This window comes from Flavobacterium swingsii (assembly GCF_900111965.1).
In the GTDB taxonomy this organism is placed as follows: domain Bacteria; phylum Bacteroidota; class Bacteroidia; order Flavobacteriales; family Flavobacteriaceae; genus Flavobacterium; species Flavobacterium swingsii.
The window spans coordinates 244348-257174 of record NZ_FOJT01000005.1 but is presented as its reverse complement, the minus strand read 5'-3'; the positions used below and the strand labels follow the sequence as shown (position 1 = coordinate 257174).

Genomic DNA, 12827 nt, shown 5'->3' with positions numbered 1-12827 from the left:
AAAAAACTATGAATTTTTCAGCAAAAATGCTTCGTGATAATGCGCTTTCAGACAAAGTAATTGTAGTAACTGGTGGCGGAAGTGGCTTGGGTAAAGCCATGACAAAATATTTTCTAGAATTGGGTGCAAAAGTAGCTATTACTTCTCGTGACTTAGAAAAACTGCAAAATACAGCCAAAGAATTAGAAACTGAAACAGGTGGAACATGTTTGCCGTTGCAATGTGATGTGCGTAATTATGACCAAGTAGAAGCTATGTTGGCGGAAGTTCTAAAAACTTTTGGTCGAGTAGATGTGTTATTAAACAATGCTGCAGGAAACTTTATTTCTCCTACCGAAAGATTATCAGCAAATGCTTTTGATACCGTAATAGATATCGTGCTAAAAGGTTCAAAAAATTGTACATTGGCTTTTGGAAAACATTGGATAGATACCAAACAAACAAATTGTAATGTTTTAAATATTGTGACTACTTATGCTTGGACAGGTTCTGCTTATGTAGTACCAAGTGCTACGGCAAAAGCTGGTGTTCTTGCCATGACTAGAAGTTTAGCTGTAGAATGGGCAAAATACGGAATCCGTATGAACGCTATTGCGCCTGGACCATTTCCTACAAAAGGTGCTTGGGACAGATTATTGCCTGGAGATCTTGCCGAAAAGTTTGATACTTCGAAGAGAGTTCCGTTGCGACGCAATGGTGAACATCAAGAATTAGCTAATTTAGCGGCTTATTTAGTTTCTGATTTTTCAGCCTACATAAATGGTGAAGTAGTAACTATAGATGGTGGTGAATGGTTGCAAGGTGCTGGACAATTTAACGATTTATCTGCAATTCCGAAGGAAATGTGGGATATGTTAGAAATGATGATTAAAGCAAAGAAAAAATAAATAATATCATAAATTAAAAAAAGAGATCCCAAAAAGGTCTCTTTTTTTTAGCCCAGATTGCAACGGAAATCCTTTTGCTTTTTTCTTTAGAAAGCAAAAGATTGAAGTGGAAAGCTGGAAAAAGCTCCTAAAAACAACAATCCACAAACTTTGCAATTTTGTTAACAAATAAGATTTCCTAAACTCATAAAAAATTGTATTTTTACGACTCAAAATTTTAAAAATAAAATGGGTAAAATCATTGCAATTGCTAATCAAAAAGGTGGTGTTGGAAAAACCACAACATCTATAAACTTAGCAGCATCTCTAGGTGTTTTAGAACAAAAAGTCTTATTAATTGACGCTGATCCGCAGGCAAATGCTAGTTCCGGGTTGGGAATTGATGTAGATAATGTCGAAATTGGGACTTACCAAATCCTAGAACACAGCAATACGCCCGAAGAAGCGATTGTAAAAAGTTCGGCACCAAATGTAGATGTAATTCCTGCTCATATTGACTTAGTTGCCATCGAAATCGAATTGGTCGACAAGGAAAATAGAGAATATATGCTTAAACAAGCCTTGGCTTCGGTTAAAGATAAATACGATTATATTATTATAGATTGTGCGCCATCATTGGGTTTATTAACTTTGAATGCTTTAACATCGGCAGATTCGGTGGTGATTCCTATTCAGTGTGAATATTTTGCTTTGGAAGGTTTGGGTAAATTATTAAACACGATAAAAAGTGTTCAAAAAATACACAATCCGGAATTAGATATTGAAGGTTTGTTACTAACGATGTATGATTCTCGCCTTCGATTATCTAATCAGGTGGTTGAGGAAGTTCAAAAACACTTTAACAACATGGTTTTTGAAACTATAATCCAGAGAAATACCAAGTTGAGTGAAGCACCAAGTTATGGCGAAAGCATTATAAACTATGATGCAACAAGCAAAGGAGCTGCAAATTATTTGAGTTTGGCTCACGAAATTATTAAAAAAAATAGCTAATTAATATGGCACAAGCAGTAAAAAAACAGGCAATGGGAAGAGGATTATCGGCTTTGCTGAAAGATCCAGAAAATGATATTACGTCTGTAAAAGATAAAAACGCAGATAAAGTTGTTGGAAATATAATCGAGTTAGAATTAGAACTTATCGAGATAAATCCGTTTCAACCAAGAACAAATTTTAACGAAGATTCTTTACAAGAATTAGCCACTTCTATTAGAGAATTAGGTGTAATTCAACCTATTACCGTTCGTAAAACTGAGTTTAACAAATACCAATTAATTTCGGGAGAACGTCGTTTGCGTGCTTCAAAAATTGTAGGTTTAACAACTGTTCCCGCATATATCAGATTAGCCGATGATAATGAATCATTGACAATGGCTTTGGTCGAAAATATTCAACGTCATGACTTAGATCCAATCGAAATCGCATTGTCTTACCAAAGATTAATCGACGAAATTCAACTTACACAAGAGCAAATGAGTGATCGTGTTGGAAAAAAACGTTCGACAGTTGCTAATTATTTGCGTTTATTAAAATTAGATCCAATTATTCAATCAGGGATTCGTGACGGATTCATTTCTATGGGACATGGTCGTGCGATTATAAATGTCGAAAATCATGATGTTCAAACTGATATTTACCAAAAAATAGTTAGCCAAAATCTTTCAGTTCGTGAAACGGAAGCTTTGGTAAAAAATTATCATGAAAGTTTAAAACCAAAATCGGCTTCGGCAACAAAATCAACTTCTTTCGACATAAATGAATCTGAAAAAAAATCATTTAATGATTATTTTGGTACTAAAGTAGATGTAAAAGTAGCTGGAAATGGAAAAGGAAAAATTACGATTCCATTTCATTCTGAAGAAGATTTTAACAGAATTATCAAACTAATAAAAGGTTAGTGAAAAACTGGTTTTACATAGTGTTTTTTGTTGCTGTTTTCGGGAATTTTTCTGGATTTAGCCAAGACGATTTAAAACTAATTGCTTTAGACACTACAACAACAAAAATTAACCCGTTAGCACCTGCCAAAGCTGCTTTTTATTCGGCACTTTTACCCGGATTAGGACAAGCATACAACAAAAAATACTGGAAAGTCCCTATTGTTGTTGCTGCTATTGGAACAGGAATTTATGCTTATACTTGGAATAAAAAAAAATACAACGAATATCGCGATGCCTACAAAGAGCGATTACTTTTGGGTACACAAAGCACCGATGCATATAATAATCAAAACACTGGAGGTGTCTATTTAAGCGAAGCTAAACTAATTGATGCGCAGAGACAATTTCAACGTCAAAAAGATTTGTCTTTGCTTGTAACTGTCGCTTTGTATATTTTAAATATTGTTGATGCTAATGTTGACGGTCATTTACGCCAATTTAATGTAAATGGAAAATTGACTGTTAGACCAGATATTTACAAAAGTGACACCGATTATACTCAGAATTTAGGTGTAACTTTAAATTATAATTTTTAGAAGAATGGGAAAAAGAAGACTACCTATCATGGCCATATTACTAATATTATCTATTGGTAATTATTCGAGAATGAAAGGAACGGAAGATATTCGTAGCATCGAATTCCTATCTATTTTTGTAATAGGTCTAACTTCAGGTTTACTTATTTTAGCTATTGCAGAAAAATTTAAAAGTAAAAAATAATGAAAATTGCGCTTTTAGGATATGGGAAAATGGGAAAAGTAATTGAAAAAATTGCTTTAGAACGTGGTCACGAAATCGTGTTAAGAAAATCGAGTACTTCTACCTATGAAGGCCTTGAAAACGCTGATGTTGCCATCGATTTTAGCATTCCAGACAGTGCTGTTTGTAACATAAAACAATGTTTTGATACTAATGTACCAGTAGTATGCGGCACCACAGGTTGGCTAGAACATTATAACGAAATGGTTTCGCTTTGCGAGTCCAAAAATGGAGGTTTTATATACGGTTCAAATTTTAGTTTGGGTGTAAATATCTTCTTTGAATTGAATAATTACTTGGCAAAAATGATGTCAAATTTAAAACAATACAAAGTTTCGATGGAAGAAATTCATCACACACAAAAACTAGATGCGCCAAGCGGAACAGCCATTTCCTTAGCAAAAGGAATTATAGAAAATTCTGATTATACAAGTTGGGCTTTAGAAAATCCTACCGAAAATCAGATTCATATTGATGCTAAACGAATAGAAAATGTACCAGGAACACACAGCGTTTTTTATGATTCGACTGTCGATCAAATAGAAATAAAGCATACCGCTCATAACCGTGAAGGTTTTGCGCTTGGATCAGTTATCGCTGCCGAATGGCTTGTGAATAAAAAAGGAGTTTTTACAATGAAAGATGTCTTGAATCTAGGTCGTTAGATTTTTAGACTTCTTAGATTTCAAATAAACAAATAAACGAATAACCAAATCAACAGATTATGTCAATATTACAATGGTTTATATTTTTCCTAGCACTTCAAATAGTACATTATTTAGGAACATGGAAATTATACGAAAAAGCAGGTAGAAAATCATGGGAAGCAGCAATTCCCGTGTATAACTCTATAGTTTTAATGAAAATTATAAACCGTCCAACATGGTGGACAGCCTTATTATTTGTACCCGTTGTAAACCTAATTATGTTTATTGTGGTTTGGGTAGAAACGTTAAGAAGTTTTGGTAAAAACACGACTAAAGACACTATTCTTGGCGTAGTTACACTTGGTTTTTATATTTATTATATTAACTATTTTGAAGAGGTAACTTACAAACGCGACAGAAGTTTAGTCGCTACTACAAAAACTGGTGATACTGTAAGCTCTTTATTGTTTGCTATTGTAGTTGCAACAATGGTTCACAGTTATGTGTTACAACCGTTTAATATACCAACTTCATCGTTAGAAAAATCTTTATTAGTTGGTGATTTCTTATTTGTAAGTAAATTTCATTACGGAGCAAGAACACCAAAAACAGCTATTGCCTTACCAATGGTTCACGATAGTATTCCGTTAACTGGAATGAAATCTTACCTTAGTTTGCCGCAATTACCATCATTTAGATTCCCAGGATTACAAGCCATCAAACGAAATGATATTGTCGTTTTCAACTGGCCAGTAGATACTGTTTATATGTTTCGAGACCCATCAGGAAGACATATAGACAAACCTCTTGATAAGAGATCAAACTACGTTAAACGATGTGTAGGTTTGCCGGGGGATAATCTATCTATCAAAAATGGTGATGTTTATATTGACAATAAAAAACAAACTTATTCAGAAAGAACCAAACTCCAATATGTTTGTAAACTTTCATTAATTGAAAACCTACAAGAGTCATTTAAAAAAGAGTTTGATATTACCGAGATTTATGGTGATGTATTTAAAATAAAAAAGGAATATTGGGATAGTCCCGATTTTAAAAAGTTCTGCAATGAAAATCCAAACGAGATACAATTAAAAGAATTTAGTAGTAGAGATAATTCAGAATTTGTTACAGTATATGGCGGAGTAACCCAAAATGTTTTTGACAAATTAAAGTTAGAATTATACAATGATAAAATCATAGCTAATATTACTGTTGACAATTTTAACAAATTAAAAAAAGATACAAGAGTAAAAAATGTTGAACGAATTATCAACAAGAATGACAAAGGTATCTTCCCGCACAATCAAAATTGGAGTCAAGATAATTATGGCTCGATTTATATTCCTGAAGCTGGAAAAACAGTAGCTTTAAACAAAGAATCATTACCTTTTTATAGAAGATTAATTACTGTTTATGAAGGAAATAAATTAGAAGAAAAAGGTGGTCAAATATTTATAAATGATAAACCTGCAATAAATTATACTTTCCAACAAGATTATTACTGGATGATGGGAGACAATCGTAATAACTCTGAAGACAGCCGTTATTGGGGATTTGTTCCGTTTGATCACGTAGTTGGAAAACCTGTATTTATATGGTGGAGTATCGATCCTAATTTGCCTTGGTCACAAGCCATCGATAAAATTCGTTGGGACAGATTATTTTGTACTGTTGGCGGAGACGGACAACCAACCTCTTACTTCAAATATTTCTTAATACTTCTTGTAGGCTGGTTTGGTTTTGATTATTTTAGAAAAAAGAAAAAAGGATAATAGTTTAACGAATGAACATTCTTATACACCCAACCTATTTCCCATCAATAAGTCATTTTGTAGCGATGGCAAAAGCTGATACTGTAACGTTTGAAATGGAAGATAATTTCCAGAAACAAACCAACAGAAACAGATTGTATTTGTATAGTCCAAATGGCGTTTTTTTGCTAAATATTCCTGTAAAAAGTTCGAATAGCAAACAAATGACCAAAGATGTGAAGTTAGAAACTACGTTCGATTGGCAAAAACAACATTTTAAAACACTAGAAGCTTCCTACAGAAATTCTCCATTTTTTGAATATTATGAAGATGCACTAATGCCAATTTTTACAAAAAAGCATACTTTCTTAATGGATTTAAATATCGAAACCATCGAAATCGTATCAAAATGTTTAAAGCTTGATTTTGCACCACAAAAAACCATCGAATATTTTCATGAAGTAAATGGTTTAGATGATTTTCGTGTTTTAGCAAACGGAAAAAAAGACACCAATACTTTCAGTTCTTACACACAAGTATTCCAAGAAAAACAGGGTTTTATAAACAATCTAAGTATTCTAGATTTGTTGTTTAACGAAGGACGATTTGCGTTAGATTATTTGAAAAACCAAACACTACATCTTTAATCGATAGATAATCTGGTCATTACCGGAAGGTGGTCTGAGTTTACAAAATCAGGGAAATTTGTAAAACTTTTTACTTGCATTTTACTGTCGGCAAAAATATAATCGATACGTGCGGGATAATATTTAAAACTATAAGTTTGCCCGAAACCACTTCCTGCTTCTTCAAAACAATCTTGCATATTCCCTTTTATACTTCGGTACACGTAAGAAAATGCGCTATTATTCATATCGCTACAAATTACAATTGGATATTTGCATAGCTTTTTATGGTTCATAATAACCTCACCTTGTTGCTGCTGTTTTTTGAAAGCTTCACTGATTCGATTAAAAATAATTTGAGATTTTTCTTGATTTATTCCTTCTACATTTTCATTAATTTCTTTAACATCGGGCGAGATTTTAATCGATTGCAAATGTATATTGTAAAACCTTACTAAGTCCTTCCCTATTTTTATATCGGCAAAAATCGCATTATTATTAGATTCTGGAAAAGCTAATTCGCCTTCGTTTACAATAGGAAATTTAGAAAATATAGCTTGTCCTGTTCTAATTTTTTTACCTTTCATAAAAATAGAACTGTACGGATATATTTTTAAATCGATTTTTGCAGAAGTCGAATATTCCTGAATACACAAAACATCTGGGTTGTTTTCGTTTACAAAACCCAAAATATCTTGTGCCACATTATCTCTTGGAATCCAGTTAAAAAGATTCAATAATCGGACATTATAACTCATTACTACAAAATCTTTATCCGAAGTTTCTAAGTCTTTTGAAGAGAATTTATAAAATTTACTGATAAATGTAATACCCAAAACGAGTACTAATCCTGACAAAACCATTTGCCTCTTGAATTGCAGAAACCAATACACAAAAAACAAACCGTTTAGTATTAAAAATAAAGGTAAAATTAGTGTAAGAACCGATAAAAATGGAAACCAATTGGGTGCTAAAAATGGTAAAACATAAGCAAGAAAAGTTAATACAGTTAAAACTATATTACAAAAAAAAGCTAATTTATTAAACCAAGATAGGTTCTTCATTTTTCTTATTTTATTGAATTTCAATACAAATAAACGATTTTTTTGTCAGAAATTTCGAATCTTACTTTCCTGCTTTAAATAAAAATTCTTTTTCATCGACAGTCAAACTATCATAACCAGATTTACTAATCTTATCTAGAATTTCGTCTATTTGTTGTTGTGTTTTGTCTTTGGTTACAATTTTACTTGCTGTTTTGACAACATTTATAGGTTTCGGATTTCGATATATTTTTTTAAACGATGTTTCTTTTTTTGGTGAAAACAAATTGGCAAACCAATCAATTATTGTATTGAAACCTTTGGTTAAATCAGTTCCGTTTTGCAATAATTTAATATAAATAAACCCAAATAATGCTCCGCCAAGATGTGCAAGATGTCCGCCAGTATTCTCGAGAGGCAATTGAATTAAATCGACAACCAAATACAATGTGGCAATATGCCAAAGTTTGACCGAACCTATTAATGCCAGTCGAATATCCATAAAAGGTTGGTAAGTCATTGTTGCAAAAAGTATTGCCATAACAGATGCCGAAGCTCCAACCAAAAGCGTATTTTGATTAGATAATGATGGTAAAAACGTATAACAAACTAAGTATATAATTCCCGCAAATATACTGCCCAAAACGTACAACCCAAATAATTGTTTTTGTGTAAAAAATGTAACAAACAATCTACTCGAAAAATGAAGCATAATCATATTGAAAAGAAGATGCAAAAATCCTGCGTGAAAAAAAGCATACGAAACGATTGTCCAAGGTTGCCATACTAAATCACTAAAATGATTAGACAATGCTACATAATTAAGATAATTGATATTAATATGAAACAATTGTAAAACAGCAAATACAATTTCGGGAATAGCAAATAACAATAGGTTCCAAAAAATCAATTTGGTAGCCATATCGCCATTTTTATATTGCAGTTTTAAATCGTCTAAAATATTCATTTTACTTTTTTCTATTGATTTTTGATATTGTCATTGAAATTTTTAATATTGAAATTGATTTTTAATATTGTCATTGAAATTATTAATTCCAACGTCTGTTATTGAAAGAGTTTTTCTTCCAATACCACATGATAACAAATCCCATTAATGCTCCTCCAATATGAGCGAAATTTGCAATTCCTGTATTAATTCCGAAAAAAGAATTTCCAAAAATCCCAAATAATCCATCATATAATAACATGTAAATTGGAACGAAATATTTTGCTTTTACTGGTACAGGAATAAACATCAAACTTAATTCTGCGTTAGGAAACATAAATGCAAATGCAATTAACAATCCATAAATTGCACCCGAAGCTCCAACTGCTGATGTTACAATATCTCCAAAATAATATTGATTAACTAAATTATTCATAATTGCAGCAGCCAATCCACATGAAAAATAGAAAAATAAAAATTTCTTACTTCCCCACAAACTCTCTAAAATCGAGCCAAATGAAACCAAAGCAAACATATTGAAAATAATATGTGATAAACTTGGATAAGGAGCATGCATAAACATATGCGTTATAAGTTGCCAAATTCTAAAGTTAGGGCTTCCAAACGAATAGAGCGAAAATGAAGTATATGCTAATTCTTTAATATTTGGAATCTGTGATCCAAGAAAAAAGATAATATTAATTATCAGTAACTGCTTAACAGTTGGTGTCATATTGTTCATCATATACTAAATTTTTTGTCTAAATCTTCTACACTTAGCGTGATAAAAGTTGTTTTATTAAAAGGCGAAACAGTCGCTTCTTTGCATGCAAATAAATTATTCACAAGATTTACTTGTGCTTCTTCCGTAAGATAAGTTCCTGTTTTTACTGCTAAACTTCGCGCCATACTTTTTGCCATACTATCCATTTGGCTAAAACTACTATCGGGAACTTCATCTTGCAAATCGCTTACTAATTGTTCTAAAACTATCGAAGCTTCACTTTCTGAAACCGTGACTGGCAATCCGGAAATAACAATCGAATCTTTATTTATTGCTTCAAAAACAAATCCCGTACTTTCTAACGATTGTTGTATAACTTGTATTAATGCGATTTCGTTTCCTGAAAAATATAAAGTTATTGGAAATAATAATTGTTGACTATTGGCCTGATGAATCGTGATATTGGTTAAAAACTGCTCATACAAAATGCGTTGGTGCGCTCTTTGTTGATCTATAATTAACATGCCTGATTTTATAGGATTTACAATGTATTTTTTATGAATTTGATACGTTTTCGTTGGTGCTTTTTCTACTTCCGAATCAGAAAACAAAGAACTTGTAACCGTCTCCGATTCGAAACTCATTTCGCCAATATCCATCGATTTTGTATCTAAACCAACATATAAACTTTCCCAATGTGGCAAGTTTTCTGTCTTTGGTTTGTAACTAAAATTAGATTGTTTTTTTTCTTCTTGAAATGGATTAAAATTACTATCTACTTGAATTGTTGGCGTTTCCGCTTCTTTATTTTGATAACTATATGGTGTATCGAGATTAAAATCTCTTTCGAAATCTAAAACTGGAGCGACATTAAATTGTCCCAAACTATGTTTCGCTGCCGAACGCAAAATGGCGTATAAAGCCTGTTCGTCATCAAACTTAATTTCTGTTTTTGTGGGATGAATGTTGATATCGATAGTATGTGGTGGCACATTCAAATACAAAAAGTAACTTGGTTGCGAACCATCGCGAAGTAAACCTTCGTAAGCATTCATAATCGCGTGATGCAGATAACCACTTTTTATAAATCTGTCATTCACAAAAAAGAATTGTTCTCCTTTGTTTTTCTTGGCAAATTCTGGTTTTCCAATAAATCCTTGTATCGATACAATATCTGTAGTTTCCTGAATAGGAACGAGTTTCTCATTGGTTTTACCCGAAAATATATTGACGATTCTTTGTCTCGCATTCGATTGTGGCAAATTAAATAATTCGCTTCCGTTGTGATAAAAAGTAAAATGTATGTTGTGATGCGCCAAAGCTACACGTTGAAATTCATCAATAATATGACGTAATTCAACAATATCTGATTTTAAGAAATTTCGACGAGCTGGAATATTAAAAAATAAATTTTTGACTAAAAATGACGTTCCTTTAGGTAAAACAGCAACATCTTGCGACACAAATTTACTACCTTCAATGATGATATGAGTACCTAATTCTTCTTGGTCTTGCTTGGTTTTCATTTCTACATGAGCAATGGCCGCAATAGATGCCAAAGCTTCACCACGAAAACCTTTGGTATGCAAATCGAATAAATCTTCTGCTTGGCGGATTTTTGAAGTAGCGTGACGTTCGAAACACAAACGAGCATCGGTAACTGACATTCCTTTACCATTATCGATGACTTGAACCAATACTTTTCCTGCTTCTTTACAAATCAGTTTAATATCGGAAGCTCCTGCATCGATAGCATTTTCTAACAATTCTTTGACTACTGATGCTGGTCGCTGAACGACTTCGCCAGCAGCAATCTGATTAGCAACATGATCAGGAAGTAATTGTATAATGCTTGACACTATTGGATATTGGTTTTGGGTTATTAGGCGTCGGATTAGAAACCATCGCTTACAAATTTAAGAAAAAGGTTTTGTATTTTGTTGCTAAAGGTTTCTTAAAAAAAGAAAAACCTACTAAAATTATCTAGCAGGTTTTTCTTTTTTATATGATATAGTTCTTTATTCTTCAATCTTCAAAGGCAAACCTTCTATTTGCAGTTGGTTTGCACTTAATAATTTGTCACTTTGGTGAAAACCCAAATTAGCTTGTTGTCGTAAATAAGCCATTTTTATTGCGGCAATTGCCGCTTCAGTTCCTTTATTTCCGTGTTTTCCGCCACTTCTATCGATAGATTGTTGCTCGGTATTATCGGTTAACAAACAAAAAATAGTAGGCACATCGGAGAGAACATTCAAATCTTTTACACCTTGTGTTACTCCTTCGCAAACAAACTCAAAATGCATGGTTTCTCCTTTTATCACACAACCTATTGTAATTACTACATCAGGTTTTTGTGTTTCGATCATTTTTTTTGCGCCGTAAACGAGCTCAAAACTTCCGGGAACATTCCAACGGATAATGTTTTTGTGCAACGCACCACAATCGGTTAACGCTTCAATTACACCCGAATATAATCCTTCGGTAACATGATCGTTCCATTCTGAAACAACAATCCCAAACCGAAAGTCTTTCGCGTTTGGGATTGTGTTTTTATCGTAATTAGATAAATTTTTATTTGCTGTAGCCATGATTTAATCAGAAATTTAAAATACGAATTTATGAATTTTAAATCCTTAATCCTAATTCTTAAATCTTAAATTATTATTGTGCCATTCCTATTAAAGCATCTATATTTTGAACTTCTGGAGTTGCATCAAAATTGTCTTTAATATCTGTAAAATATTTTAACGCATCAGCCTTTTTACCTAAAGACATTGCTGTTTGACCTGCTTTTAGTAAAAAACGTGGTGTTGTAACCTCATTTTTATTGCTTTCTGCTGCTTTTACATAAAATTCTAAAGCTTGTTCTGGCTTTTTCAATTCTGAATAAGCATCACCTATTGCTCCAATTGCCATAGCTTGTGTAATAACCTCATCTGTATTGAATTTCATCAAATGGTCAATAGCTTTTTGATATTGTTTTGTGTTTAAAAAAGCCATTCCTGCGTAGTATTCTGCTAAGTTTCCAGCATCACTTCCTGAATGAGATTTGATAATATCAAGAAAACCTTGTTTTCCGTCTCCTCCGTTTAGCGCTAAGTTATATAATGAATCGCTCGCAGTTCCTTCTACAGCTTTCTTAAAATATTGTTGTGCTTGGAACATATCGCTTGCTGCTTCACTTTCTTTTGGTCCAGAAACAAATTTATTATACAATAAATATCCTGCTGTAAGCAACGCAATTCCACCTACAATAGATAAAATGATATTTTGATTTTTTGCTACAAATTCTTCTGTTTTAGAAGCTGTATCGTCTAATGTATTTAAAACACTAGCAACATTACTGTCTTTTTCATCAACATTGATTGTGTTTTCAATATCATTTACGTCAGTATCTACTTTTTCGTCTTCAGGTTTTGGAGCTTTATATCCTCTTTTATTATAAGTTGCCATTTATATTTTAATTTAATGAGTTGCAAAAATAAAATTTTTATTCATAAA

General features: G+C 32.4%; 14 protein-coding genes. 8 read left to right on the top strand and 6 right to left on the bottom strand.

Features of this window, described 5'->3' with window-relative positions; all coding sequences use genetic code 11:
* The first annotated feature begins 8 nt into the window (after nucleotides 1-8).
* From BM053_RS10420 to BM053_RS10385, 8 genes are all read left to right on the top strand, one after another.
* A complete protein-coding gene (locus tag BM053_RS10420; RefSeq protein WP_167357341.1) occupies nucleotides 9-887 on the top strand; it encodes an SDR family oxidoreductase in 879 nt (292 codons plus the stop codon).
* Nucleotides 888-1115: 228 nt separating this feature from the next.
* Complete coding sequence (locus tag BM053_RS10415) at nucleotides 1116-1880, top strand: ParA family protein (RefSeq protein WP_091477148.1); 765 nt, start codon at nucleotides 1116-1118, stop codon at nucleotides 1878-1880.
* A gap of 5 nt (nucleotides 1881-1885) precedes the next feature.
* Nucleotides 1886-2785, top strand: coding sequence for a ParB/RepB/Spo0J family partition protein (locus tag BM053_RS10410; protein ID WP_091477146.1), 900 nt, complete (start codon nucleotides 1886-1888; stop codon nucleotides 2783-2785).
* Nucleotides 2785-3363, top strand: coding sequence for a DUF5683 domain-containing protein (locus BM053_RS10405; RefSeq protein WP_091477144.1), 579 nt, complete (start codon nucleotides 2785-2787; stop codon nucleotides 3361-3363). Before BM053_RS10410 ends, BM053_RS10405 begins: the two co-directional genes overlap by 1 nt.
* A gap of 4 nt (nucleotides 3364-3367) precedes the next feature.
* Nucleotides 3368-3547, top strand: coding sequence for a hypothetical protein (locus BM053_RS10400; RefSeq protein WP_091477142.1), 180 nt, complete (start codon nucleotides 3368-3370; stop codon nucleotides 3545-3547).
* Complete coding sequence (gene dapB / locus BM053_RS10395) at nucleotides 3547-4251, top strand: 4-hydroxy-tetrahydrodipicolinate reductase (protein WP_091477141.1); 705 nt, start codon at nucleotides 3547-3549, stop codon at nucleotides 4249-4251. Before BM053_RS10400 ends, dapB begins: the two co-directional genes overlap by 1 nt.
* 59 nt (nucleotides 4252-4310) lie before the next feature.
* On the top strand, nucleotides 4311-6008 hold the full coding sequence (lepB, locus tag BM053_RS10390) for a signal peptidase I (RefSeq protein WP_091477139.1): 1698 nt from the start codon (nucleotides 4311-4313) through the stop codon (nucleotides 6006-6008).
* An 11-nt stretch (nucleotides 6009-6019) separates the two neighbouring features.
* Nucleotides 6020-6634 carry a WbqC family protein gene (locus BM053_RS10385; protein WP_091477137.1) on the top strand — a complete coding sequence of 205 codons (615 nt, stop codon included), beginning with the start codon at nucleotides 6020-6022 and terminating at the stop codon, nucleotides 6632-6634.
* On the opposite strand, the gene BM053_RS10380 is transcribed toward BM053_RS10385, so the two are convergent.
* From BM053_RS10380 to BM053_RS10355, 6 genes are all read right to left on the bottom strand, one after another.
* Nucleotides 6631-7677, bottom strand: a complete 1047-nt coding sequence (locus BM053_RS10380) for an endonuclease/exonuclease/phosphatase family protein (RefSeq protein WP_091477135.1) — start codon at nucleotides 7675-7677, stop codon at nucleotides 6631-6633. The two genes, BM053_RS10385 and BM053_RS10380, sit on opposite strands and share 4 nt — an antisense overlap.
* Before the next feature lie 61 nt (nucleotides 7678-7738).
* The gene (locus tag BM053_RS10375; protein WP_091477132.1) at nucleotides 7739-8623 is read right to left on the bottom strand and encodes a rhomboid family intramembrane serine protease; all 885 of its coding nucleotides are present in this window, start codon (nucleotides 8621-8623) and stop codon (nucleotides 7739-7741) included.
* Nucleotides 8624-8705: 82 nt separating this feature from the next.
* On the bottom strand, nucleotides 8706-9344 hold the full coding sequence (locus BM053_RS10370) for a rhomboid family intramembrane serine protease (protein ID WP_091477130.1): 639 nt from the start codon (nucleotides 9342-9344) through the stop codon (nucleotides 8706-8708).
* Complete coding sequence (gene mutL, locus BM053_RS10365; protein ID WP_091477128.1) at nucleotides 9344-11185, bottom strand: DNA mismatch repair endonuclease MutL; 1842 nt, start codon at nucleotides 11183-11185, stop codon at nucleotides 9344-9346. The genes BM053_RS10370 and mutL overlap by 1 nt, the downstream gene beginning before the upstream one ends.
* 159 nt (nucleotides 11186-11344) lie before the next feature.
* The gene (gene ribH, locus BM053_RS10360; RefSeq protein WP_091477126.1) at nucleotides 11345-11914 is read right to left on the bottom strand and encodes a 6,7-dimethyl-8-ribityllumazine synthase; all 570 of its coding nucleotides are present in this window, start codon (nucleotides 11912-11914) and stop codon (nucleotides 11345-11347) included.
* A 73-nt stretch (nucleotides 11915-11987) separates the two neighbouring features.
* Nucleotides 11988-12779, bottom strand: a complete 792-nt coding sequence (locus tag BM053_RS10355; protein ID WP_091477124.1) for a tetratricopeptide repeat protein — start codon at nucleotides 12777-12779, stop codon at nucleotides 11988-11990.
* Nucleotides 12780-12827: the final 48 nt, after the last annotated feature.